Annotated in this window: 27 protein-coding genes and 2 pseudogenes; 16 read left to right on the top strand and 13 right to left on the bottom strand. The window is 30.0% G+C overall.

The features are described from left to right. Window positions 1–569: 569 nt before the first annotated feature. On the top strand, window positions 570–2,459 hold the full coding sequence (locus BM319_RS05530) for a S53 family peptidase (RefSeq protein ID WP_091021573.1): 1,890 nt from the start codon (window positions 570–572) through the stop codon (window positions 2,457–2,459). 83 nt (window positions 2,460–2,542) lie between these two features. Here BM319_RS05530 and BM319_RS05525 read toward each other — a convergent pair whose 3' ends face one another. Both BM319_RS05525 and BM319_RS05520 read right to left on the bottom strand, forming a co-directional pair. Continuing rightward, complete coding sequence (locus tag BM319_RS05525; RefSeq protein ID WP_091021571.1) at window positions 2,543–2,848, bottom strand: AzlD domain-containing protein; 306 nt, start codon at window positions 2,846–2,848, stop codon at window positions 2,543–2,545. Next, window positions 2,845–3,585, bottom strand: coding sequence for an AzlC family ABC transporter permease (locus tag BM319_RS05520; RefSeq protein WP_069032354.1), 741 nt, complete (start codon window positions 3,583–3,585; stop codon window positions 2,845–2,847). The genes BM319_RS05525 and BM319_RS05520 overlap by 4 nt, the downstream gene beginning before the upstream one ends. Window positions 3,586–4,208: 623 nt before the next feature. Here BM319_RS05520 and BM319_RS05515 point away from each other — a divergent pair. Next, window positions 4,209–4,916: a cytochrome c biogenesis CcdA family protein gene (locus BM319_RS05515; protein ID WP_069032355.1), complete on the top strand. Its 708-nt coding sequence runs from the start codon at window positions 4,209–4,211 to the stop codon at window positions 4,914–4,916. 207 nt (window positions 4,917–5,123) lie between these two features. Further along, window positions 5,124–5,603, top strand: a complete 480-nt coding sequence (locus BM319_RS05510; RefSeq protein ID WP_069032626.1) for a CcdC family protein — start codon at window positions 5,124–5,126, stop codon at window positions 5,601–5,603. Window positions 5,604–5,632: 29 nt separating this feature from the next. On the opposite strand, the gene BM319_RS05505 is transcribed toward BM319_RS05510, so the two are convergent. After that, window positions 5,633–6,064 (bottom strand): DUF2621 family protein, encoded by a 432-nt coding sequence (locus BM319_RS05505; RefSeq protein WP_069032356.1) that lies wholly within the window; start codon window positions 6,062–6,064, stop codon window positions 5,633–5,635. 186 nt (window positions 6,065–6,250) lie between these two features. Between BM319_RS05505 and BM319_RS05500 the strand changes: the two genes are divergently transcribed. Then, window positions 6,251–6,721 (top strand): hypothetical protein, encoded by a 471-nt coding sequence (locus tag BM319_RS05500; RefSeq protein WP_091021569.1) that lies wholly within the window; start codon window positions 6,251–6,253, stop codon window positions 6,719–6,721. Window positions 6,722–7,716: 995 nt separating this feature from the next. Then, complete coding sequence (locus tag BM319_RS24605) at window positions 7,717–7,866, top strand: hypothetical protein (protein WP_091021567.1); 150 nt, start codon at window positions 7,717–7,719, stop codon at window positions 7,864–7,866. Window positions 7,867–8,081: 215 nt separating this feature from the next. On the opposite strand, the gene BM319_RS05490 is transcribed toward BM319_RS24605, so the two are convergent. Then, window positions 8,082–8,618: a hypothetical protein gene (locus BM319_RS05490; RefSeq protein ID WP_139226490.1), complete on the bottom strand. Its 537-nt coding sequence runs from the start codon at window positions 8,616–8,618 to the stop codon at window positions 8,082–8,084. Window positions 8,619–8,903: 285 nt separating this feature from the next. On the opposite strand from BM319_RS05490, the gene BM319_RS05485 reads away from it, so the two are divergent. After that, the gene (locus BM319_RS05485) at window positions 8,904–9,608 is read left to right on the top strand and encodes a DsbA family protein (RefSeq protein WP_091021563.1); all 705 of its coding nucleotides are present in this window, start codon (window positions 8,904–8,906) and stop codon (window positions 9,606–9,608) included. Between the two features lie 49 nt (window positions 9,609–9,657). Here the strand turns inward: BM319_RS05485 and BM319_RS05480 are convergent, their stop codons facing one another. The 3 genes from BM319_RS05480 to sspO form a co-directional block, all read right to left on the bottom strand. Beyond that, on the bottom strand, window positions 9,658–9,816 hold the full coding sequence (locus BM319_RS05480) for a YfhD family protein (RefSeq protein ID WP_254664537.1): 159 nt from the start codon (window positions 9,814–9,816) through the stop codon (window positions 9,658–9,660). Between the two features lie 34 nt (window positions 9,817–9,850). After that, window positions 9,851–9,985 (bottom strand): small acid-soluble spore protein P, encoded by a 135-nt coding sequence (locus tag BM319_RS05475; protein WP_084006741.1) that lies wholly within the window; start codon window positions 9,983–9,985, stop codon window positions 9,851–9,853. Between the two features lie 668 nt (window positions 9,986–10,653). Continuing rightward, window positions 10,654–10,800 carry a small acid-soluble spore protein SspO gene (gene sspO, locus BM319_RS05465; protein WP_069032362.1) on the bottom strand — a complete coding sequence of 49 codons (147 nt, stop codon included), beginning with the start codon at window positions 10,798–10,800 and terminating at the stop codon, window positions 10,654–10,656. Between the two features lie 446 nt (window positions 10,801–11,246). Here sspO and BM319_RS05460 point away from each other — a divergent pair. From BM319_RS05460 to BM319_RS05455, 3 genes and pseudogenes are all read left to right on the top strand, one after another. Beyond that, window positions 11,247–11,636, top strand: a pseudogene (locus BM319_RS05460) (M15 family metallopeptidase); the annotation flags it as partial. A gap of 6 nt (window positions 11,637–11,642) precedes the next feature. Beyond that, window positions 11,643–11,855 carry a peptidoglycan-binding domain-containing protein gene (locus tag BM319_RS25295; RefSeq protein ID WP_483295416.1) on the top strand — a complete coding sequence of 71 codons (213 nt, stop codon included), beginning with the start codon at window positions 11,643–11,645 and terminating at the stop codon, window positions 11,853–11,855. A gap of 275 nt (window positions 11,856–12,130) precedes the next feature. Further along, window positions 12,131–13,171: an acyltransferase family protein gene (locus BM319_RS05455; RefSeq protein WP_175495564.1), complete on the top strand. Its 1,041-nt coding sequence runs from the start codon at window positions 12,131–12,133 to the stop codon at window positions 13,169–13,171. Window positions 13,172–13,310: 139 nt separating this feature from the next. Here BM319_RS05455 and BM319_RS05450 read toward each other — a convergent pair whose 3' ends face one another. Further along, complete coding sequence (locus BM319_RS05450; protein ID WP_091021558.1) at window positions 13,311–14,495, bottom strand: Ger(x)C family spore germination protein; 1,185 nt, start codon at window positions 14,493–14,495, stop codon at window positions 13,311–13,313. 601 nt (window positions 14,496–15,096) lie between these two features. On the opposite strand from BM319_RS05450, the gene BM319_RS05445 reads away from it, so the two are divergent. From BM319_RS05445 to BM319_RS05440, 3 genes are all read left to right on the top strand, one after another. After that, window positions 15,097–16,200, top strand: coding sequence for a GerAB/ArcD/ProY family transporter (locus BM319_RS05445; RefSeq protein ID WP_091021556.1), 1,104 nt, complete (start codon window positions 15,097–15,099; stop codon window positions 16,198–16,200). Window positions 16,201–16,372: 172 nt separating this feature from the next. Then, window positions 16,373–16,507, top strand: a complete 135-nt coding sequence (locus BM319_RS25000) for a hypothetical protein (RefSeq protein WP_286143684.1) — start codon at window positions 16,373–16,375, stop codon at window positions 16,505–16,507. Between the two features lie 406 nt (window positions 16,508–16,913). Beyond that, a complete protein-coding gene (locus BM319_RS05440; RefSeq protein WP_069032367.1) occupies window positions 16,914–17,552 on the top strand; it encodes a class I SAM-dependent methyltransferase in 639 nt (212 codons plus the stop codon). A gap of 391 nt (window positions 17,553–17,943) precedes the next feature. Here the strand turns inward: BM319_RS05440 and BM319_RS05435 are convergent. Continuing rightward, window positions 17,944–18,099, bottom strand: a pseudogene (locus BM319_RS05435) (restriction endonuclease); the annotation flags it as partial. 284 nt (window positions 18,100–18,383) lie between these two features. Here BM319_RS05435 and BM319_RS05430 point away from each other — a divergent pair. Further along, window positions 18,384–19,487, top strand: a complete 1,104-nt coding sequence (locus BM319_RS05430) for a spore germination protein (RefSeq protein WP_069032368.1) — start codon at window positions 18,384–18,386, stop codon at window positions 19,485–19,487. Window positions 19,488–19,904: 417 nt separating this feature from the next. Here the strand turns inward: BM319_RS05430 and BM319_RS05425 are convergent, their stop codons facing one another. Next, window positions 19,905–21,053, bottom strand: a complete 1,149-nt coding sequence (locus BM319_RS05425; protein ID WP_091021554.1) for a site-specific integrase — start codon at window positions 21,051–21,053, stop codon at window positions 19,905–19,907. Between the two features lie 39 nt (window positions 21,054–21,092). Next, window positions 21,093–21,554: an ImmA/IrrE family metallo-endopeptidase gene (locus BM319_RS05420; protein WP_175495563.1), complete on the bottom strand. Its 462-nt coding sequence runs from the start codon at window positions 21,552–21,554 to the stop codon at window positions 21,093–21,095. A gap of 179 nt (window positions 21,555–21,733) precedes the next feature. On the opposite strand from BM319_RS05420, the gene BM319_RS24600 reads away from it, so the two are divergent. After that, window positions 21,734–21,901, top strand: a complete 168-nt coding sequence (locus tag BM319_RS24600) for a hypothetical protein (RefSeq protein ID WP_175495562.1) — start codon at window positions 21,734–21,736, stop codon at window positions 21,899–21,901. Here the strand turns inward: BM319_RS24600 and BM319_RS05415 are convergent. After that, window positions 21,885–22,865: a DUF6414 family protein gene (locus BM319_RS05415; RefSeq protein ID WP_091021550.1), complete on the bottom strand. Its 981-nt coding sequence runs from the start codon at window positions 22,863–22,865 to the stop codon at window positions 21,885–21,887. The two genes, BM319_RS24600 and BM319_RS05415, sit on opposite strands and share 17 nt — an antisense overlap. Window positions 22,866–22,942: 77 nt before the next feature. Next, complete coding sequence (locus BM319_RS05410; RefSeq protein ID WP_091021548.1) at window positions 22,943–23,338, bottom strand: helix-turn-helix domain-containing protein; 396 nt, start codon at window positions 23,336–23,338, stop codon at window positions 22,943–22,945. A gap of 153 nt (window positions 23,339–23,491) precedes the next feature. On the opposite strand from BM319_RS05410, the gene BM319_RS05405 reads away from it, so the two are divergent. Both BM319_RS05405 and BM319_RS05400 read left to right on the top strand, forming a co-directional pair. Then, a complete protein-coding gene (locus tag BM319_RS05405; RefSeq protein ID WP_091021545.1) occupies window positions 23,492–23,695 on the top strand; it encodes a helix-turn-helix domain-containing protein in 204 nt (67 codons plus the stop codon). A 67-nt stretch (window positions 23,696–23,762) separates the two neighbouring features. Further along, window positions 23,763–23,948 carry a helix-turn-helix domain-containing protein gene (locus tag BM319_RS05400; protein ID WP_091021543.1) on the top strand — a complete coding sequence of 62 codons (186 nt, stop codon included), beginning with the start codon at window positions 23,763–23,765 and terminating at the stop codon, window positions 23,946–23,948. Window positions 23,949–23,951: the final 3 nt, after the last annotated feature.

Below are 23,951 nucleotides of genomic sequence, written 5' to 3'. Positions count from 1 at the left end.
AAAGTGATAAATTATCCTAGTAAATAATACAATACATAAGTTTTTTAGTTGATCATAGAACTAATAAATTTACAAATAGTAGAATAGTACCAAAACGGATAGGAAAAAGAACTTAATAATAGTTCAAATATAGGGTGTCTTGAAGATTAGAAAGGTAGAGCGAAATAAAATATGTTAGTGTGAAAGCACCGATTTTTACTAGAATCTGCTTAAAATACTAAATGTTTATTATTTTATAATAGTTAATTTTTTGTTAGATTAAATAATTTTACGTAAAACCTTAATTAATTTTTTTTAATTAAGGTTATTTATGCATTATTTAAATAAGGAAAATATTACTAAAAAATATAAGAAATTTGTTGTAATTGTTCGAAAAGTGGAGATTTTTAGTGTTTTATATCGAATATTATTTCTTTTGTTAGACTATTTCGAGAATTATAATCGATATCAGAGAATAAATTTAATATATTTGAAATTAAAAATAAAAATAAAAGTGTATTAAATTTATTATTCTACCATACTAATATTTTTATTTAGGAGTTTTCGTACTCAACAAGGAGGAATATGCTTTGAAAAACTGGAAAAAACCATTAATGACAGTAGCAGCGGCAAGTTCTTTATTATTAGTTAATGCACCAACATTTAAAGTAGCCGCACAAGTAAATAAGGAAGTAGCCCAAGGTACAGGGGCTGCTGTACTGGATGGAACAAATTATTTTGGAGACATGGATCCTACAACTACTTTATCAATCGATTTTGTTTTGAAACTTCAAAACAAAGATGATTTAGAAAAATATATTAAGGAAACAGTTACACCATACTCTCCTCATTATCGAAAATATTTAAGTGTAGATGAATTCAAAGCTAAATATGCACCAAATCCAGCTTATATCCATTCTGTTACGTCTTACCTGCAATCATATGGTATTAAAACTGATGTTCATGCAAATAATTTAACGATTACAGCAACAGGAACAGTTGCTCAATTAAATAAAGCCTTAAGTGTCGATTTAAAATATGCTAGTTTTAAAGGGAAAAGCATTCATGCTACAAAAAAGAACCCAACTTTACCAAAAGTAATTTCAGATAATATTTTATGTATTTTAGGTTTAAATAATTATTCGAATTTAGAATCAAGAGCTGTTAAACAACCAGCAATAATTGATAAGCAGGACGTACCAACTGGTCCTCTTAGTTTAACACCGCAAGATTTACAAAGCCATTACAATGTTAATCCACTTTATAAAAAGGGAGCAACTGGTGCTGGTCAAACAATCGGTATTGTTACTTTAGCAGAATTTAATACAGATGATGCATATAAATTCTGGGATAATGTTGGAATAAAAACAAAGCCTAATCGTATTAAAGTAAATGAGGTAGATGGCGGTTCTGGGTGGGATGGCTATGAAGAAACTACTTTAGATGTTCAGCAAGCGGGTGCAATTGCTCCTGATGCAAATATTAATGTATATGTAGGTCCGAACTCGGATACTGGATTTGTAGATGCATTTTCAAATGCAATTAATGATAATGTAGCTAAACAAATTTCAGTAAGTTGGGGATCAAGCGAATTAAGTATTGATTCATACGTACAGCAGCAAATGGAAGCACCAGAGTATGAAGATACATTTAATCAATTATTCATGCAGGCAGCAGCACAAGGAATTTCAATGTTTGCTGCAGCTGGTGATGCAGGTGCTTATGATGAAACTAGAGGTTCAGATAAAGTATTTAAACTCACAGCTGATTTCCCAGCAGCAAGTCCGTACATTACAGTAGCGGGTGGAACGACATTACCTTTCCAATTCCACTCTAATTCAACAGGCGTCGATGTCAAAGTAGGGGAAGAACGTGCTTGGGGTTGGGATTATTTAAATGAATATTACAAAGCTAGAAAACTACCAGATACTAACTTAATTAATGGTGGTGGTGGAGGTTTTAGTACTCATTTTGATACGCCAGATTATCAAAAAGGTGTTAGCGGAGTTAACCAGTTTTCTGCAGTAGATGAGTTTACTATTTCACCAGATTTATCAAATGTAACATACAAACAACCAACTGTTATTTCAGGACAAGGTACAGGCCGTAACCTTCCGGATTTATCAATGGCTGCAGATCCATACACTGGATATTATGTTTATTTAAGTGAACCAGGTAAACCAGGTACAAATTCAGGATATGCTGTATTTGGTGGAACTAGCTTCGTTTCACCTCAATTGAATGGTTTATCCGCATTAATTAATAGTGCAGATCATACTCAAGTAGGTTTCTGGAATCCACAAATTTACCGTTTTGCACAACAAAGTTCTTCGCCTTTCACACCATTAAATAAAGCAGGCGCTCAAAACGATAATCTATTCTATTCTGGTACACCAGGTACGCTTTATAACCAAGCTACAGGACTTGGAATACCTGATGTAGCAAAATTAGCTGATAATTTCAGTACTACAGAAAAATAAAGTTCAATTAGAAAAAGTCGCATCTTTATGCGACTTTTTTTATACTTGATTGATGAAACTTGCCTATGAATATAGAAAAATTACTAAATAAAATAAAGCTTCATCACTAAAACCGTTCCGATTGCTCCAAAAACAACGAAAATAATATGTAATCTAAGTAATGCTAGGATAAAGGCAACTAATCCACCAATCAGTCCAACACTCATATTTCCTTTTTGAACACTTAATATCCCTGGGAAAATTAATGCACCCAGTGCAGCATATGGAACACCTTTTAACCAAGAGGATACCCAATTTGGAAATTGAATCCGATCAACAATAAATACAGGAATTATTCGGGGAATCATTGTCACTAGGCACATACCAAAAACAAGTAAAAAGACAATCATTCTTTGTGATCTCCTTTCATTAATCCAATTGCAAGTAAACTAGCAAAAATGGAAGACAAAATTAATGACCAGCCTTGACTTAAAAAAGATGAAAGGATGAAATTTAATAGCATACTCACTACTACGATTAAACATGCTCGCCAATTTGTACGAATGGCTGGTGTTAATAACCCGATAAACATAGCGTATAAAGATATTCCCATGCTTTCGCTAATTATCTTTGGAATAAGTTTGGAAAAAACTACTCCTAAAATAGTACCGCTTATCCAAGTACAATAAGCAATTGTATGTAATGTAATCAAATAAATAGACGAATAACTTGCTGAACTGCTTTTTTTACCTAAAGTAGTTACAGCAAAATTTTCATCAGTAAGCGTTATTGATAAGTAGACTCTATGCCAAAATGGAAGAGTTTTAAATTGATGATTAAATGATAGACTCATAACGAAGTTTCTAAAATTTAAAATAAATGTAGCGATATAGATTTGTAAAAAACTCACTCCAGCCAAATACATTGATAAACCCATAAACTGACTAGCACCTGCATAAACTAGCGCACTAAATGAGAGAGTATTTAGCACATCAATGTCAGCTTGCTTTGCAATTAATCCAAATGTAAAAGCAACAGGCAAATAGCCAATAATTAAAGGGACAGACGCTAAAAATCCTTCCTTCATTTCCTTACTACGATTCGCTTTAGTGTGTGTAGTTTTTGATTGTTGCAAAACAGTAGACATATTAAGTTATAAACTCCCTTCAATTAAAGTAACCTTTAGTAAGATTAGAACAATCATGTGATCTAAAATTAAAATGGCAGTTATCTAAAATGTTTTTAGACACTTTATATTTTCGAATTCATACTTGTTTAGAGTTTGGAAAACGATTGGACATAAAAGATTATCATATGATTATACTATATAATTAAGAGAATTTTCATAATACTAAAAATTTAATTTATCTACTATTTGGGATCAGTATTGAAATTAAAAAGCATTTGAAGATAAAAGTGGGGTTTTTGGAAATGCCATAAATAATTTTTGTCTTATTCATGAAATTTATAAATTATAGGTAATATTTTCCAATAGTATATGATAAGGATTAATAATAATAAAAAACTTGGCCATATTTTTTTAAACATGTTTCCACCTTAATAATAAATTAGTTTATTAAGAAGTGTGCCGAAATTTTAGTGAAAATATTCCAATTTAATCACTTTTCTTCATTTTTTTGGTAATGAATGAGTGATTAGAGATTCTTAAAATATGTGTATGATGCGGTCTATTAACTACTTTTAATACTAAATAAAAAGCAATTCTGTTATAATATTATCTAGAATGAAGATGGGAAGGGATGTAAGTTAATGGGGGATTTAAATATTGGTATTGCATTTGGAGCGGGATTTCTCTCCTTTATTTCTCCATGTTGTCTACCGATTTATCCAGCGTTTTTATCGTATATTACAGGGGTATCTTTAAGTGATTTACAAAATGAAAAAAGAATACATAAAAGTAAAATTTTATTACATACTTTGTTCTTTTTACTTGGTTTTACAATTATTTTTGTTGTTTTAGGTTTTAGCACTTCCATAGTTGGTTCCTTTTTTATGCGTTACCAAGATTTTATTCGTCAAGTTGGTGCGATTTTAATCGTATTTTTAGGCTTAGTCGTAACGGGTATTTTTCAACCGAAGTTTTTAATGAATGATCGTAGGTTTCAATTTTCAAAACGTCCTTCAGGATTTTTAGGTTCTACTTTAATTGGATTAGCATTTGCAGCAGGGTGGACACCTTGTACTGGACCAATTTTAACTTCAGTATTTGCACTTGCTGTAAGTAACCCAGGTTCAAGTCTATTTTATATGTTAGCATATACACTTGGATTTTCTATTCCATTTTTTGTATTGTCGTTTTATTTAGGATCACTAAGTTGGATTAAAAAGTATTCACATAAAATCGTCGTTTTTGGAGGATATATCATGATCATTATGGGAATCATGTTATATTTTGATTGGTTGACTAAAATTACAATTTATTTTACAAGATTTTTTGGCGGATTTACTGGGTTTTAAACATTATTTTTCCAATGTAAAAAATTGCAGGATTTGAAGTTATTGGATTTGCATCGATGTGGTAGAAGCAGTATTATATAATCAGTTTATATGATAAAAAGTGAGCTTTGTATTCACAAAAACTGTCGTTATCAGTTTTTAAATGCATATAAGAATTGTTATTCTTTAAGATTGAGAAAAAAGGTAGTGAAAAAAATGAGTAAAGATATGAGTATAATTTTTAGCACAGTATTAGCAACTTGTATGGCTTTAGGTGTAATTGTCGTTAGACTAAAGGCTGCTAAAAAGCCGACAAACCTTAAAAAAATAATTTTACCTCCATTTTTTATGAGTAGTGGAGCTTTAATGTACTTAGTACCAGAGTTTAGATTGACGGGATCTGAAGTATTAGAAGCTGTTTGTTTGGGAGTATTTTTTTCGTTATTTTTAATTAAAACATCTAAATTTGAAATTGTAGAAAATGAAATTTATTTAAAAAGATCAAAAGCGTTTGTTTTTATCTTACTTGGTTTATTAGTCGTTCGAATTGTGATGAAGTTATATTTAAGTTCATCGATCGATGTAGGCCAATTAAGTGGTATGTTCTTCTTATTAGCATTTTCAATGATTGTGCCTTGGCGCTTAGCAATGTACAAATCATATCAAAAAATGAGAAGACAGCTTCCTTCAAATACAATTATCACATGAAAAAACGTGTACCTTTTCGGGTACACGTTTTATTTTGCAAGTAAATGCTTAAAATCGGCAAAATCGATTTCTTTTTTCTTTAGTGTTTTAACTAAAAATGCATGATCTCGCTTAGGGGTTGCTTTAATATATCCTTCAATAATTAAGCCTTGTGTAATTTGCGAAGCGTTATTTAATAACGCCAATTCACCAATTTTTCCAGCTATTTTATCTCGAGCTATATCTCTAAATAATGATGGAACAGGTTTTACTAATTCTTCAAGCAATTCTTTCTGTTCAGTTGACCACAAATGTCTTGTTTTTTGTAAATATTCTTCCTGCCAATCTAAAATCGATTTCCCATCCTCTTTAGGTAATCTTTTCAAAAACTTTCTGAACATAAAGTATCCGCCGATTGACATCATTCCTAACAAGAAAATTGTCCATAAGACAATCATAATTTGAGAAAAGAACGAAAACATATGTATCCTCCTTGTATTAGGTAAACATACCACTATTATAGTAAGAAAATATGACAAGTATCAAGCAAGTACATATGTTTTTTGTCAAAAAATGACCATTTATTTTTAAGTACTAGTTTCATTTTAAGTATTTGAATCATATAGTAGAAAAAATAAAGAAAAAAGTCGTAGAGGAGGCGAAAGAATGTGAAACAAACTAAATTCTCTTCTCACTTTACTTTTCTAAGTATTTTATTTTATATGGCAGCCAGTTCAATATTCCTGGTCATTCTGTACAAGTTAATATCAATGCTTGTAGGAAACGGAAATGATTTAAAAACCTATCTGCAAATCGCTGTAGTCGTAATTGTTTTAAGTATTACAGCTTTCCGCCTAATAAGAAGCGATATTGTTTTAATCCAGGATGAAATTATTATTCATAAAGGCATTTTAACAGTTAAACTTAAGGTCAATGATATTACAGAAATAAAGCAACTAGTCGAAGTTTATGGAAAAAATAAAGAAATAATAACTTTATTAATTCATATTAACGAGTCAGTACAACCAATTATTTTAACCCTCGAAAATCCAAAAGCTTTTATAAGAGAACTGTTAATTTTAAACTCTGACATTATATTTGATGAAGAATTGATTATTTTAGTCAATAAAAATAACTAATAAATGAAAGCCAAGTTTATTTAATTGTAGACTTGGCTTTTTTTTTAGAAAATTGAAGTCTTTATTTAGTGAAATCTGATTCCAGGTTGGTTGGAAAAGAAATGTGTGAAAAATAATATACCAAGGTATTCAGATTTGATAAAATTGTACAAGAATAGGCATTATGCAAGAGGAAATGAAAATTGTAACGGATTTATAAAATTAATCTTTTATTTAAAAATAATATAGATAATAAAGGAAAATACAAAATGAAATATATTAAATTTTGTTATTTTTCAGTTCAAATTGATTAGTTGCATTATGAGCATAAATTTTTATATTGAAAAGTATCACAGCACTCCATTTACTTTTGATCGGATATATTTTGGAATTTTACAGGTACCATTCATTATTCTAATTATTAAATTATATAGTCGTTTCAAATTTAGAACGCAACGAATAAAAATCTTGTTAACAATGTTTTCTGGAATTACATCTATTTTTATTATTGGGATTATTTTTGGAAAAGTGATATTCAACTAAAGCATTGCTAAGTTCAATTTCATTCTTAATGTCTTAGAAAGGGTGATAAGTAAAATGCCCAAAGTAGGATTGTTTCCATTAGGTTGAAGAAGGAGATTTGTTCGGTAGTTGCAATAGAACTAATGATGACTCAAATAATAATGACTGGTACGTACCATATGAACTAGAACTTGAGAAAGATGGTGTACCTATAGATTACTTCAATCACAAAATATTTAAGTATATGACTCATTGATACCACTAACACTATAATTAAATGGAATTAATAAGTTTTTTGCAGAGTGGTAGGTATTTTAAACTAAATATTGAAATGAAATGAATACCATTTAATGATGAATTATTTTATAAGTTTTTAATGTTTTTAGTGATATCTGCAAGGTTAAGCATTATAATAAGGTTTTCTACAGTAAAATAATGTATATTATATTTTGTTGAATAGATTCTCTTTAAAGACAGAAAAGTAGGTGAATAAAGTGGGAAAATATCAATTAGATACAAAAGGTCAGATGGCTGTGTCAAAGTTTCATGAAAAACAGACGCCTGCCAAATTTGATAAAAAGCAGCAACTTGAAAAAATGCGTGCGGAGTATTTGAAAAATAAGCAAAAACAAACAGATAAATAATTTGGATGAAAGCATAGGAAGACTAAAATCTTCCTATGTTTTTCTTTTTCGAAGTACTTTTTTCAATTATGGCATAGTTAATTATTCCTATAAATTTTAGATTCGGTGACAAGAAACTCGTCATCAAATAGCCATTTCCTCTCTAAAATTTCAATGGAAGATCTATAGACTAGTTGTGTTGGGTACTCCAGTAAACTGCAACAGGAATTTTTCTTTTATTGGGCTGATTCTTTTTTATTTGTCGCTGCTTTTCCCGCTTTGTACATAAAGGTAAGAAACAGTAGGGTCATAACGCGTTCAATCCATGTTAAAGAAAAGTTCACAAACAAAAAGGCAATGATTTCGACGATAAATGAAACGAACGTAAATGAGATCGCGCCAACGAAAAATAATTTGTACCATTGGCGGTACGTTAAATGAATGTCTTTTTTTCGTGCAGCATACTTATACACAAGTGAAAACAAGACTGGCATCATCACTGGAATGATTAGTACAATAAGTGGGATGACAATCAGTAGAAACAGCTCAGCATTGTCTCCGAATCCATTTTCTAATACCGTCCATAACGATGTCGTATCCGATGCTATATCGAAATTCATCAAGAGTTCAAATAGCCCCGCACTTAACACGAAACTGGCGAGTAAATAGTAACCGATGATACTTCGTTTTTTCGAATGAAGCACTTCATTGTACTTACTCGGCTGAAAGCTTGATAGCATGATTTTAAACATAATTTTCCTCCAATTTTCCAAATCATTTTCCATTATACAGGTGAACAAGCTTTCACATGACTAGAAATTTTTAACATATCCTTAAGGAAAAAAGCTTTGAAATAATTCTTATGGTGGATGGATGTTGTGTGACTAAAAAATAATTATTTTTAAGTTGCTACTTATGAATCAAATAAGAATTTTAAGTTTTTAGATGATCTATATATTAAGAATAATTTTCAATTACGAGGGTTATGAATAGTTAGCTTACTTTAGTTTATGTTACAATAATATACAGTACATAATCGTAGGGGGAATATAGCACTAATGAGTAAAAAGAAAAAATCTAATAGTAATCAAACGTTTGCTATTTCTGTATTTGTTGGAATAGTTGTTTTAGTTGGAGCATTATTTTTAGTTTCTAAAATGCAAGATAAAAAGACTGAAGAAGTATATCCAACAATTGCTGGAGTAAATCAAGTGAAAGTTGATGGATTTGACACAAAGGATCAACCAACATTTAGCAATAAAGATGCAAAAGTCGAAGTAGTTGAATTTGGTGATTATAAATGTCCAATTTGTGCTCAATGGAATAAAGTAGTTTTTCCACAACTTAAAACCGATTATATCGATAATGGCTTAATCAATTTTTCATTTATTAACTATCCGTTTATTTCGAAGGATTCTAATTTAGCTGCACTTGCTTCAGAAGTAGTTTATAAAACTCATAAAGATTCATTTTGGAAGTTTCAAGAGCAAATCTATTTAAAACAAGAAGATGAAACTACTACTTGGGCTACACCTGATAAATTAGCAAGTATTGCAAAATCTGTTATTCCGAATTTAGACGAAAAACAATTTAAAAAAGATTTATACAAAAAAGATGCAATGAAACAAGTTGCTAACGATGTTGCAATTGCTAACCATTATGGTGTTAACGGAACACCTACAATATTTGTAAATGGTAAAGCAGTGGACAACCCTAGCTTAGAATCAATCAAAGCAGCTATTGACGCTGAAATAAATAAATAATTAAAAAAGGTATGCGAAACGTATTCGCATACCTTTTTTGTATAGCAAATTACATTTTTTTCTTTACTCGTGCATCCGCTTGAGCTGAACGTTCTTGTGCCTCTACATCATCATGATCTGCTAGTTCCGCTGAATACTCGACATCAAGTCCATCAGGCTTTACATTCTTATTAAAATTTGAATTGTAAGTACTTTTCTTGTTCTTCAAATTAAACCCCTCCATTATAACTAATTAATTTAACTTACATATCGTGGTGACTATGTTTTTTCTGTCTTGTATGATTTTGGTTCTTCACTTTATGAGAACCACTTAATGGTTTTGGTTGTCCACTTTCATGGTCAATCGGGCTATTTCTTTTTGACGATTTGTTTGTCATTCTTGTCACCTTCCTTTACAAATAGCTTTAGTTGTAATCAAAAAAATATGCCAAAATGAAATATTTACTAATTTATAATTGAAAGCGTTTTAATCATTTTTTTCTAATAATTTTCGATAACCATTTTCCATATATATAAATAAATTAATGAAAGGGAGGTATTTCTTATGATCTAATTCATCTTATATAAATTATAAAAAATGAATGTTGAGAAAATTATTTTTCATAATAAAAAACGACAAACAACAAATAAATCTAAGAAATTAATAGAGTAAAAGTTAATTTTTTTAGTTTGTCTGACTCTTTTGATGTATGAAACAAGTAATTTGACCAATACTAGTAATAGTCAAAATGAAAGAGGAGACTGATACTGATTATGCAAATACTAACAGTTTGTCTTATATATTCGGGTGTGATCGTACTCTATCTCTTGTTCAAGAAAGTTCAATATAATAAGAGACAAAAAAATGTGATTAATTTTTTCCTATACTATAATCGAAGAAAAAGTAATGTTAATAGAGATACGAAAAGAACAGGAGATATTATTTATTTAATGCCTCAATCGACGCTGAACAAAGGTGTTTTAAGAAAGCGGAAAGACGATTTTGAGTAATGATCAAAAAATATAAAAAATAGCAAGCAATTCCTATAAATTGCTTGCTATTTTTTTATTGTCTTTTTTTTGTCTTTTTATTGTTTAACTTATAATCAGCTGAAAGTGGCTCTTGCGCTGTTTCTTCATTAAACCCAGCTGCTTTCCCTTGCTCGATTGAAGCTGACATTCCGCTACCAGAATTATTTTTACGTCTAGACATGATTATACCTCCTTATATAAGGGCATTTTCGCCAACACTTTTAATGAATTGGTTTGAAAACTGCCTTTTATAATCGATATTCTTTCCTATATTTTTTTAAGTACACTAAAAAATCATTGGTAAATAATGTGATAGTCATTTTTAAATTGTTTAATGTCTGCATCTTACAATAGGTGTTTTTTATGTTTGTAGTTGATGGAATTGACTGGAATTTAACTAGGTTTCAAAAAATTAACAGGAATTAAGACTTTTCTGGGAAAAAAACGGAAACTTGTGGACTATTTATTCAAACGAAATTTCAATTTTGTGAATATATTGGCTTATGTGAACAATTAAATGGTTAGTTAGAAGTATTCAAAGTATGAAAGCAAGCGATGTTATTTACCGGGATAAGTCTTCCTAAGTAGATTGGCTTTTTAAATTTATTTAAAAGGAGAAATCATTAAATGACAAATCCAACTTATCACGAAAGAAATTTATCAAATATAAATAAGCTAGCTCCTAATACAAAGCAAGCAGCTTTAAAATGGTACAATTATTGTATAAAAAACAATATCGATGTTTTAATTTACGAAACGACACGAACAAAAGAACGTCAAGAAGAACTAGTTGATAATGGTAAGTCCCAAACTAGAAAGTCATATCATCTTGTAGGTCAAGCATTAGATTTTGTTCCAATTGTAAATGGTAAAGAAGGGTGGAACTCTTACGATACTGAACCATTTAAATCGGCAATTAAATATGCAAAATCCATTGGCTTCACATGGGGTGGGGACTGGAGTAGTTTTGTAGATGAGCCACATTTACAATTTGAATACAAAGGATATGGTACTGATAAAGTATTGGAAGCTAAACCACCTGCATATCCAGGAACGATATTAAAATCAGGTTCAAAAGGAAATAGTGTTAAATTAGTTCAAAAAGAATTAGGAATAACCGCAGACGGTATTTTCGGTCCAATTACGGATCGTGCAGTAAGAAATTTTCAAAAGAAAAATGGCCTGACCGTAGATGGAAAAGTAGGCCCAAAAACTTGGGCAAAATTATTTGACTAAGAAAAAATAAAATCTCATGACTATTTTTAGTTTAAACTAAAATTAATTTACCATTCGAAATTTCAAAATGTAAAAATAAAACTACATTCAAACCCTGTATCAGTATATACAGGGTTTGTTTTAATATTTGACAAATCAAATCCTTGGCAGTAAAGGGGTTTTTAACGGATAGAGCTTAATATAATATATGATTGTAAAATTTTACATCCTCCAATATGATGATAAATGGACAAAAAACTTATTATTGGTGCTTGAAGCATTTCAGGGGGATATGGATGAAACGATTTATCGAAATAGATATCGCAAGGGGGGTAACTATATTTTTGGTAGTAATGGGACATACGGCTATTCCAATCTGGTTAAATGACATTTTAAGAGACTTTAGAATGCCGTTGTTTTTTTTTGTATCAGGTTATCTTTTTAGTAGCCAGAGGTATTTAAATGATATGCGGCTATTATGGATCAACAAATTTTATGCTCTACTAGTACCGTACTTTACGGCAGGGATTCTATCTTATTTTTACTGGTTAATTTTAAACGCAGTAAACCCTTTAAAATATGAATTTATTTGGTATAAACCTCTTGTTGGCATTTTTTATGGCAATGGGGTTAATGGCTGGTTAGGATACAATACACCTATATGGTTTTTAGTTTGTTTATTTTGCGCTCAATTACTTTATTGTTATACTCAAAAAATCATTGGCAGTTTTAGCCTTTACATACAAATCGGTATTTACTTAATTTTAGGATATGTTGGCTATGCGATAAGTCGTTTTGTATTTTTACCGTGGGGATTAGATATCGCTTTGGTCGCACTTTTATTCATGCATTTTGGAAATAAATTTAAGTATTATCAATTATTAAATAAACTAAAACCATTTGGTATTATATCAATTTTATCTCTCCTTATATTCGGAATTGCTACGTATTTCAACAATGCAGATATGAACTACAGGATTTATGATAACCTTTTTGTATTCTATATAGCTGGCATTTCCGGAAGCATAGCAACACTATCGATTGCAAAATTATTGTCTAAAATGAAGTTTCCAACAAAGTTTTTTACCTTTTTAGGTAGAGAATCATTAATCATTTTAATTTTCCATGGTGGATTTGCAATTGCTACATTGAAATTTTTCGATTTTCTTTTCGTTAAAGGAACTATACATTGGGCATTATATTTTGCATTTGGCTTAATAATCTCTATCTCATTATCTGTTTTCATTAAAAAGATCCCAATTTTAAATAGGTTACTAAACGGAAAGGGAAAGCCAGACATTACAGAAAATACAATCAGTCAACTAAAGGCATCATAATCATTTAAATAAAAAAGCCCTGTGTCCTTTTTGGATACAGGGTTGTTATTCGTAAGTCAGTTATATATCTTATAATTGCTGAAGCACTCAATATTGGTTGAGTGCGTTTACTAATTTTGATTCTTTTATAACTTGTCTACTAATAAGGGTAAGGTTTCTTTCTCATTCCCACATTATTAATTTGAACGTCGACATCCACTAACACTTTTGACTTTTTAAATGTATCATTCCAATTTCCTTCATATTTTTTATAAATTTTAGGATTAGACATATGTAATTTTTCTCCAAATCCAAATGCATCTCCACCGAGTTTTTTTACTTCAGATATTCCTATTTCGATTGTTCGTTTTATAACATTTTCAGCTAATTTTTCATATTTATCGAGCGTTATTGCCTTATCAAAATTGTCATTACAAAGTACTTCGTCAATATGACCAATCGAGTTAACTTTTATATTTATTATTGGAATATTACCCTTCATTTTAATTTCAGTCTTTGATTTTAACCGAGTAATCTCCATCGAATCATATTCTTTTTTATTGCATGGTATTTGTATATTCGTTTCCTTGATCAGATTATCAATAATTTGTATTGATTTTGCCTGTGGCCCATCTAACCAACCAACTAATTTCCCTTCTCTAAAAATACCAGTGCCATTTATCTTATCATAACTTGATTTGACTTTTTCCATATTTTCAAGTGTCTGTGATGTTTTACTTTCATTTTCTAAACTTGCACCATTTATTACTGGTTCTCTTCCACTACTAGAAATTGCAGAAATTGCCTCACGCATTAAGGTTTCTTGGTTTTCACCTAATAGAGATGATGTATTTTTAATTTTTCCTACAATTGATTTAGCCGATAGTTTATCAAGTGATGCTATGTTATTCATCACTTTATTTACGTTTTTATCTCTTGCAATAATAACTGGAATATTTACACGAATTTTAGAATCTCTTTCAAAAACATCGAAAATAAAATTTAATGATTTTTCTTTTGCTAATGTTTCTCCTATTATGACAAGTGCTACATGAGAATAAATATTTGTTCGAGATCCTTTCTTTGACACATTTCGTGCTGCTTCTGATATGGTTCTACCTTTTTCTTCTAATGCAATAACTGGAATACCTTGAGAACCTGTTTGTGTTGCAATTGCACTAGGATTAATAATTTGAATGATCACTTGATATTTTTTTTCTTTTGGTAAGTAATCGATCCCCATTGCATTCACAATCGATATTTGATTTAATTCTTTATAGTTAGAGCAACTACTTAAAAGTATACTTACGCTAAGAAATGAAACGATAAATTTCTTTTTTAACATTTTATTCTCCAATATATTGATTTTAAGCGTTTTATTTGATTCATAATATAATTTTTCTATTTTTTTGTAATTTAATGTACCATTTTCCAAAATAGATATTATCTACATATAAATGCCTCAATAAAATCCTAAGGCTATTCTCACAAGTATTAACAAGTTGATCGCCTTTAGCATCAATTGCAATGTCTATAATTGGTTCTAAGATGTTAACAAATTAACAACTAATTAGGCACACTGAAAAAAGTATATGAGGTTGCTGTCGTTAAAACTGCTTAAGATTAATTAATAGTAAAAGAAAAATTAAAATACAAGTAAGCCTATTGATGTAGAAAATTCATTTTTGGTAATCATGAAAATTTGAGGAATTAGAAGTACATGGAGCGTTATTGAGAATAGAGTAAGAATCGCAAATATGCCTATTTTATAGAAAATAACGCTCCGTATCTTAATAAGGTACATTGCGTTTTTTTCTTTGTACATTAATGTTTCTGATCCGATACAGTTTTTGTTATATAAATCATAATTTAGATTCTAAATGGTAAAAATAAACATGATATAAAAAAGAAAATAGAGGAAGTTAGGATTAAATGATGGTGCAATAATGAATCGTAAATTAAATGTAAGTGGTTTTCAATTATTATGTATGGTTTTTATGTTTATTAACGGTACATCCCCACCAGTTGAAATATATTCTTTAGCCAAGCAAGATGCATGGATGAGTTTATTATTAGGACTTACTGCGGGGTGTCTATTATTTTCTGTATATATAAAGTTATATTCTTTTTTTCCTGATGTACCATTTACAAAATATATACAATATATTTTAGGGAAATATATTGGAAAACTGTTAGCTCTAATCTATATATTATATTTTATTTATATAGGTGCACGAGTTTTGCGTAATTTTGAGGAATTAATGGTTATTACTCTTTACAATGCTTCATCACGTATTTCAATTGGAATATTAATGATGATTATAGTCATATATGCATGTCATAAAGGAATTGAAACATTTGCACGTTCGAATGAATTTATTTTTTTATTTATAATGTTTCTTATGTTTATAATTATCGGATTAGAAATTATTTCTGATTTAATCAAAATTAATAATTTAAGACCTGTATTAGAAAGTGGATGGAAACCAGTGTTAAAGGCAACTCCGATATTAATTGCAAATCCTTTTGGTGAGATATTTACATTTACTATGATTTTGCCATTTTTAAATAAACAAAAGAAAGTAGTACAAGTAGGAATAACATCATTACTATTTTCTGGGCTTATATTGACTTTATTTTCAATGTTAAATACTTCCATATTGGGTGTTTCTGAAATAGAAAGGATCATCTATCCACTTCTTTCAGCAGTTAGTTATATTAATATTGCTGATTTTGTTCAAAGAGTTGATACCTTTATTATAGTGATTTCAGTATGTAATTATTTCGTGAAGATTACGATCTATTTCCATTGTGCGGTGTCAGGAGCAGCAGATTTATTCGGCATTAAGGAAAGCAAGCAATTAGTTTATCCTACATCCGTTATAATGTTGGTTTGTTCAATGTGGATGACTACGAATTTTGTTGCATTACGTAATGAAGCAAGGGATGTTGTCCCCTTCTTACTACAAATACCTCTACAAATTATTATCCCAATTTGTTTATTAATAATAGTGCTAATAAAAAGGAAACTAAAATACCCAGCCTTATAAAAGAAAATCCCAGTATTTTGAATTGCACGCCAAATGTTAGACACAGTTTAAGACTAAATGCTGCAATAGTTTAAAGAAAAATAGCTAAGACCACATTTTTGTGGTCTTTTTCTTTTGCTAAAAAATCAATATTTGAATTTAACAAGGTCTTATTTTTAGAAGGGAAAAACTTATGAGTAATTATAGTGAAACTAGTAGTAATCAATTTGGAAATACCTTTTGTACTTCGATTTGTACTGCATTAAAACAATTAAAAGCAATGACTGAAAACCTTTATTTCAAATTGATGAATCGATTTCTAATCTAGATCCAAAAGAAATTAAAATTTACATGTACTGTGAACTTTTAGTTGATGCAAGAAATAAACAGGAAGAAGAGAGAAACGCACAAGTTAAGTTTCTCTATAAAATAGGTGATATTGGAAAAAAATTAAAAACAAAATGTAATATTAAAATAATATCAATAGTTCTTGTTATATGCCTTATAATTTGGAAAATTATGTAAGTTGAACTGCATTATGATAAATAAGAAAATCAGTAAAATACAATGCTTGGAAAAAAATTATTAATTAAATACCTAAGAACTCAAAGTTATTATAAATTTTAAGGGAAAAATTGGAAATTTATGTTAAAATATTTAGGAATTAAAGAAGGTTCTGTCCCTTTAATTGGTTGTTATAATGAATGCATATTGAATAATAAATGGGAGGTAATATGAACAATCGGTGGAATAAGTTGATATACAAAATTTGGTCTCGTTTATATGATAATTTTTTTAACACTGGGCGATTCCTCCACGCAAGGAAAGAGGTTTTCAGTAATACAAATTTCTTGAAAAATCAAAAGATACTATTTGTTGGAGTAGGAACTGGTGCAGATTTGGAACTGATTAATCACAAACATTTAGATATAACATCTATAGACTATTCAGATGATATGCTTAACAAAGCAAAAGAAAAATTTAAAGACTCATCAATAAAATTTTTAAAAATGGACGCTCAAGACATGAGTTTGAGTGATTCCTATTTCGATGTTGTTATAGGCAGTCTTGTATTATCAGTTGTTCCAGATGCAGATAAGTGTCTTAAAGAGATGTTGAGAGTATTGAAACCAAGTGGAGAAATTATCATCTTTGATAAATTTGCACCAAAAAACAAAGGACTTTCGCCATTTAAAAAAGCAATTAGACCTTTAATAAAATTATTAGGTACTGACATCGGAGTTAACTTTGAAAAATTGTATGAGAAGAATAAAGATCATTTAATTGTTAAAGTAGATATTCCAATAATGTTTGATGGGATGTACAGAAAGATTATTATAAAAAAAGTGAATACTGATGATATATTATTATAGGACGCTATCAGGAAATATAAATAAGAAAAGCTCAGACCATAAAGTCTGAGCTTTTTGTGTAATACGTGGTGAGTTTACCTTTGCATTAATCATTTTAATCTAAAATCTTAATCTTAATTTAGAATAAATAGATTGTCTATTAAAATTATTCATCTACAAGTTGAGGTAGAAATTTTATTATTTAAATGAAAAAACTTTATTATATCTAAAATAAAAATAGCCCACCGAAGTGAGCGACATTAATTATTTAATGGTAATTTGATATGTGTTCTTTTGCAAAACCACCTTTTAATTCTTCTAGAACAAGCCTCATTTTTTTGCAATTTTAATAATTTCATTGGTATTAAAGTATATAGTTCAAAGAGGAAGAATAATTGTGTAACCTCTTATTTTATATTTTATTTAAATGTAGAGTGATATTAGTTTTAAAAGCATACTCTAATGCATCCTTAGTAAATCCTGAAGAAGTAATATAATATCCTCGTTTCACACGATCAGCACTCATGGCTCCTTCTAGTTTTTGGATAGCAGGTCTACCCACATTACCTTTCCAGTGCTTATTTTACAACTGAATAGTAAGTGCTTCTTGATCATAGCATTAAAATCTCTTAATTTTATACAAGTTTTTATACAAAAAAAGAAGGTAAATAAAATAAGTAATACTCATAGCCTTGCTATTATGTAAACTTCACATGAATACAACGTGCATAATTTTTATTCTTTTTTGGAAATGTAAAATTGTACCGTTTATAAGAAGAAATTGGAAAAATGAGAAGTTATAAGCCATCAGAAAGTATTTATCCTGAATTGTGAATAAGGAAGTGACCTGCGATGATTACTAGCCCCAAAGACCGTATTACAACAATTCAAGCAGTTATTATCATTAGCAATTATATACTTGGAACGGGAATTCTGACCTTGCCACGGGTAGCTACAGAGAAAGTGAATACACCAGATACATGGTTAACTGTAATTTTAGGCGGGCTGATTGCGATGGTGGCAGGAGTTATTATGGTCAAATTAGGACAACGGTTTCCAGGAAAAACCTTTTATCAATACAGCCAAGAAATTGTAGGGAAATGGATGGGGAAGTTACTAAGTCTAATCCTTGTATGTTATTTTGTAATGATGGGTGGATTTCATATCCGTGCATTAGTTGAGGTAACAAGTTTATTTTTGTTGGAAGGTACCCCATATTGGGCCATCGCGATGCCATTTATGTGGATAGGTCTCTATTTAATTATGGGCGGCATAAATCCGATGGCACGTCTGTTTGAAATTATTCTCCCCATTACGGTCGTCGTTTTTTTGGTGATTGCTTTTATGAGTTTTAAAATATTTGAAGTGGATAATTTGCGCCCGGTACTGGGGTTGGGGATCATGCCCGTACTAAAAGGAATAAAAACAACGGCTCTCTCATATATAGGTTTTGAAAGCCTGTTGATTATAATGGCGTTTATGAAAGAGCCAAACCAAGCAGTAAAAGCTGTTTTAGTTGGAATTTCCATCCCACTGATCTTTTACGTGATAACTATCGTAATGGTCATCGGTGCACTATCCGTCGATGGTGTGGTAACCAAAACTTGGCCAACGATTGATCTCATGCGAGGTTTTGATATGCCTGGTTTGCTATTTGAACGGTTTGAGTCTTTGTTGCTTGTAATGTGGATTATGCAAATGTTTACTTGCTTTAACGTGAGTCATTATGCTGCTTCTTTGGGGCTTGCCCAACTCTTTAAAAAAAACATTCATCCATTTATGTTTGGCTTACTTTCGGTTATTTATATCATTTCCATGACCCTGAAAAATACGAATGACCTATTTAAACTTGGGGATACAATGGGCAATGTTGCGTTTTTTTTATTTGGTATACAACCGCCGCTACTTCTGCTTGTCTTAAAATTGAAAAAGAGGAAGAGTAAAGCAATATCATAACAAAGTATGGTTTCTTTTAGTCTAACTGTGTAATGTAAATGGTGGTTCTGTTCAAAACAGTTACAGAAATACTGGTGAGTTTAGATATACTGAATCTGATTGTATTTATTACAGTGGTATCGGGTACAACATCACTGAGAGATGGGAAGAGGTGGAAGAAGAGTTTTCGGATTAAATGCAGTAATATTGATATAATAATTATATAAAAATAAAGACTCCTAGTAAGATTTAGGAGTCTTTATAAATGTTCACAGTTTTTTGTGCCTCACACACTCAATGCATACATTATGCTCACTAACTAAAAATAACTCAAACGAATTAAATTTTAATTTAAAGGGTCATAAGTAATACTTATGATATAAGTTGGGGAAACTATTAGTATTATTAAGTTTTCTTTCCTAAATGCTCACATTATGCTCACATTTCATTTATTATTTTTTTCGAAAAAGATTCTTCAAATCGAGAGGCAGATTGTTGTTGAATGGTTGGTGTGAGGTGACTGTACACATTCAACGTTGTTTGGACGTTTTTATGACCCAATCGTTCTTGTACGATTTTTGGGTTTTCTCCATTTTCTAACATGATTGTTGCGTGGGTGTGGCGTAACCCGTGCAATTTTACATGTGGTAAATGTAGTCTCTTTGAAAAACGTTGTAAAAAGTGAGCTGCACTTGCTGGGTTGTACAATTTCAGTGGTTCGGTTCCGTCGAATATATTTGATTCATCAGTTACCTTTAATCCATATTGCAAATATTCTTTTTTCTGATGTGTTTTATATTCTGTTAATTGTTCTAATACATAATCAGAAATTGCAATATTTCGAATGGATGAAGGGGTTTTGGGTGAAGTTATTACTAACCCTTTTCCGTTCTGTGAGATTGTTGTTTTTGTAACTGATATTTGCTTTTTCCAAGAATCGATATCCTTCCATTGGAGCGCAGAGATTTCACCGCGTCTCATCCCAGTGAAAATTGCAAGAAGAAAAAATAATCGTTCTTTGTAATATTCTCTTTTTTCTAGAAAATCTAGAAAGGAATTACATTGCTCAATTGACCATGTAACTGGGATTTTCTTTTCTGTCTTAGGTAATTTCACTTTCTTTAGAGGAGTATTTTTAACAATCTCCCAATCCAAAGCGAAATTGAAAATAATTTGAAAGTACACATGAATATATTGGACAGTAGACGCACTTAAACCATTTTCATAAAGCTCCTGATAATGCTTTTGAACCATTAAGGTATTAACCTTATTGATGTTCATATCACCAAATTTAGGTAAAATATGATTCTTTACAGTGTAATCAGAATTTTGAATGGAAAGAGGTTTTAATTCTTGTTTACGAATTTCTTGTGCTCTTTCCCAAACTTCTTTAACAGTAATATTCTTCGATTCAAAATAAACGCCTTTTTCTACTTCATTGATTAACTCTGCACATGCAGCTTGTGCTTCTTTTTTAGTTTTAAACCCACTACGAGTTTTTTGTCTTCGTTTTCCAGTAATTGGATCTTTACCTAAATCAACTGCAAAACTCCATTTGTCGCCACGTTTCCTAAAACTGCCTTTCATAATATCACCTCATAAAACATTATAGTTATTAAATCAAAATTATCCGATACTCAAATTATGGTAACGATTGGCTAATTGATTAAAACGCTTCTCGCATAAGTGGTATGGAACTTTAAATACCCTTTGTAAGGCACTAGGATTGTCCCAGTGACGAGTTTTGACCATGTGGTAGGGCATACTCGCATATAATGTAAAACGTTGTGCATCCCATTCCTGATAGTCTAAAAAGGATTTAGGCAAATTCATTTGATTTCCTACGTGTCTTAGTGCGTGGCATAACTCATGAAAGTATGCTTCTCTTTGTTCATATTCACTTAAACGAGAGTCTATATTAATACAAGTTAATTGGAAAATATTGGTCATAAATGATTCGAGTTCTGTAAAAGTGAGTAGTATATTTAATTTTAATGATATTTTTTTGATATCAATATCATCTGGAGTGAGAATACCAGTTTTTTTATATAAAGTTGATACATAATCTTCTAAATAAGTTGTTGTCATGTTGCACCTCATAGAATATACGTTCGTGTTTAATGTTGTTTCGTGATAATTACAGGAATATTTGTTCTGTTTGTAAATAAAATTAAATGCCCATTTTCTGGGCATTGAAAAGATTGTAGTTTATTCTTAATTTACTTTGAATATACTAATTGATAATATGTAAATAGGAGGTGTTTAATTTGTTAAATAAAAAAATTAAAAATTTATTTAGAAAAGAATTTAACGAAATTGTAAAAGACACCCAAGAATCAAGAAATGAATATAAACGAATTTCAAGTGAAATAGCTGAAGCAAAGTTACTAATGGCTGAACATTCTAAAAATAGAAGACTTATTCGAAATAAATAGCAACTGGTGACATTATGACTGCTTGATCTGGTAAAAGTCCAATAAAATTAAAACAATAAGTAAATAAATTCTGAAAAGAACTAAAACTGTCTTTAGGAGCTTGTTCATTGAAATCTAGTTGATCGAATTCAGTATTTAATTTTGCCTCATCTATAACACGAGTTATTTTTCCAATTGTTGTAATATTAGTGTGTATTTCTTCAGTTCCATATTTAAATTGTAATTCTTTTGCCGATTCTCTAAGATGGGTCTGTTTCAATGGGATAACTGCATTCTGTACAATTAAAAATGATTCTACTGGAGATATCTTTTTTAAATATTTAAGAATACTATTCACATAATTTAGTGGTTTGCAAAATTCATCTTCAATCTTTTTAAATTTTTCCTCGATTTTATCTATTAGGTGTTTCTTTGTTCCTTTATTGAAATCTCTATTAGCTTTTACTTCCTCAATTTCTGCATCTTTTAAATCGCGCGTTTCTTTTAATGATATTTCAAAATATTCATCGCCGATCAAGCTGGTTAAATAACCTAAGTCAATAATTCGAAAACTGCCTTTTAAATTAACATAGTCACCAACAGAAGCTTCGTTTATTGGTTTAATTTTATTTTCAATATTTAGATATTTTTCAAATGTATTTAAAGCATTGTCATGTAAGTGTTTTGAAATAATCTCTTTACCTGCTTCCAATTCATTTAATGAATACATTTCCGAACTATTTTTATTGGGTGCAATGCGCCATACCAACTTACCTGAAGGAGTTTTAAGTAGACCTGGTATTTTAAATTCTCCAGAGTTCGCTTCTAGTTCAACAAATCCTCTCGTGTTGTTTCCTGCTGTTTTTTGATTTGTCTCAGATCGTTGTTCTTGGTATTCATTATTAGTAGTTAAAGGTAAACCATCATTAGTTTGAGCTATAAAAGAATGTAAAAAATCCTTATCTAAATATATTAATTCTTTCATTTGAATCCTCCTAAAAATTAATTAATAACTTATTGTATTTATAAAAAGACACTTAGATCCACTATCTAGGTGTCTTTTTATTTTTTCTCTTCTTTACGTTGCTCGGCGATCTTAGCAACCATCTCAAAATGCTGTTTTACTAATTCAATTTCAGCAGCAGATAGGTTTTTCCATTTTTCTATATCAAAAAAACTGATGTTTTCAATACCATTTTCACTAACTAATTTTTGTATTTCTGTAAGAGAATTTTTCTCTGTCGGTTTAAGAGAAGTTGTTCTCCCTAACAAATAATCAGTAGTTGTGTTAAATACGTTAGCGAATTCAAGTAATTCTTCATCTCTTACAGGCCGAGTATTTAATTCAATTCGATTAATAACACTTTGAGAAATATTCATTTTCTCAGACAACTCTCTTTGTGTCCAGTTATTATGTTCTCTTAAATTTTTTATTCGTGATCCAACTTTAATTGCCACGCTTGTTCACCTCGTTAAAATAAATTTTAACACATTTCTAAAATAGAAATGAAAAAAATTCTAAAACAGAATTAAATGTATTGACGATTCTAAAACAGAATTGTATATTTAGATTATAAAATTTCTAAAACAGAATCAGAAAGGAGGTTCGAAATGACACCAATTAACTTAAAAATTATAAAAAATAAACGAATTGAAAAGGGGATAAGCCTTGAAGAAATGGCTAATTTATTGGGTTTAGCTAATGGTTCAGTTTATTACAAACGTGAAAAGGGGCATTATAAATTTCGTCCCGATGAGTTACCAATATTAGCTCATACATTAGATTGTGATATTGTAAATTTTTTTGAAAATTAGATTCTAAATCAGAATCAAATTGATGTGAAGTATCGTTAGTTTAACCAATTGAAAGGAGATTAAGTCCGTGAATTCAACAATTCAAGAATTACCAATCATTTTAACTGCAGATCACATTGCAAACATATTAAGTTGTACTAAAAGTCATGTATACGATGTGATGGAAAGAAAAGATTTTCCGTTGATCCGGTTAGGAAGATTAAAACGTGTTAATAGAGATCAGTTTTTTGATTGGTTAAATAAACAAAGATAGGGG

The organism is Bacillus sp. UNCCL81, from assembly GCF_900112535.1.
Classification (GTDB): domain Bacteria; phylum Bacillota; class Bacilli; order Bacillales; family Bacillaceae_G; genus Gottfriedia; species Gottfriedia luciferensis_B.
Note: the sequence above shows the minus strand (reverse complement) of the source record. Positions and strands in the feature narration are given on the sequence as shown.

Coding starts and splice junctions, on each gene's coding strand:
- BM319_RS05525 (WP_091021571.1), bottom strand. CDS start 2,848: ATGATTGTCTTTTTACTTGTTTTTGGTATGTGCCTAGTGACAATGATT.
- BM319_RS05520 (WP_069032354.1), bottom strand. CDS start 3,585: ATGTCTACTGTTTTGCAACAATCAAAAACTACACACACTAAAGCGAAT.
- BM319_RS05515 (WP_069032355.1), top strand. CDS start 4,209: ATGGGGGATTTAAATATTGGTATTGCATTTGGAGCGGGATTTCTCTCC.
- BM319_RS05510 (WP_069032626.1), top strand. CDS start 5,124: ATGAGTATAATTTTTAGCACAGTATTAGCAACTTGTATGGCTTTAGGT.
- BM319_RS05505 (WP_069032356.1), bottom strand. CDS start 6,064: ATGTTTTCGTTCTTTTCTCAAATTATGATTGTCTTATGGACAATTTTC.
- BM319_RS05485 (WP_091021563.1), top strand. CDS start 8,904: ATGAGTAAAAAGAAAAAATCTAATAGTAATCAAACGTTTGCTATTTCT.
- BM319_RS05475 (WP_084006741.1), bottom strand. CDS start 9,985: ATGACAAACAAATCGTCAAAAAGAAATAGCCCGATTGACCATGAAAGT.
- sspO (WP_069032362.1), bottom strand. CDS start 10,800: ATGTCTAGACGTAAAAATAATTCTGGTAGCGGAATGTCAGCTTCAATC.
- BM319_RS05455 (WP_175495564.1), top strand. CDS start 12,131: ATGAAACGATTTATCGAAATAGATATCGCAAGGGGGGTAACTATATTT.
- BM319_RS05450 (WP_091021558.1), bottom strand. CDS start 14,495: ATGTTAAAAAAGAAATTTATCGTTTCATTTCTTAGCGTAAGTATACTT.
- BM319_RS05445 (WP_091021556.1), top strand. CDS start 15,097: ATGAATCGTAAATTAAATGTAAGTGGTTTTCAATTATTATGTATGGTT.
- BM319_RS25000 (WP_286143684.1), top strand. CDS start 16,373: ATGAGTAATTATAGTGAAACTAGTAGTAATCAATTTGGAAATACCTTT.
- BM319_RS05440 (WP_069032367.1), top strand. CDS start 16,914: ATGAACAATCGGTGGAATAAGTTGATATACAAAATTTGGTCTCGTTTA.
- BM319_RS05430 (WP_069032368.1), top strand. CDS start 18,384: ATGATTACTAGCCCCAAAGACCGTATTACAACAATTCAAGCAGTTATT.
- BM319_RS05425 (WP_091021554.1), bottom strand. CDS start 21,053: ATGAAAGGCAGTTTTAGGAAACGTGGCGACAAATGGAGTTTTGCAGTT.
- BM319_RS05420 (WP_175495563.1), bottom strand. CDS start 21,554: ATGACAACAACTTATTTAGAAGATTATGTATCAACTTTATATAAAAAA.
- BM319_RS05415 (WP_091021550.1), bottom strand. CDS start 22,865: ATGAAAGAATTAATATATTTAGATAAGGATTTTTTACATTCTTTTATA.
- BM319_RS05405 (WP_091021545.1), top strand. CDS start 23,492: ATGACACCAATTAACTTAAAAATTATAAAAAATAAACGAATTGAAAAG.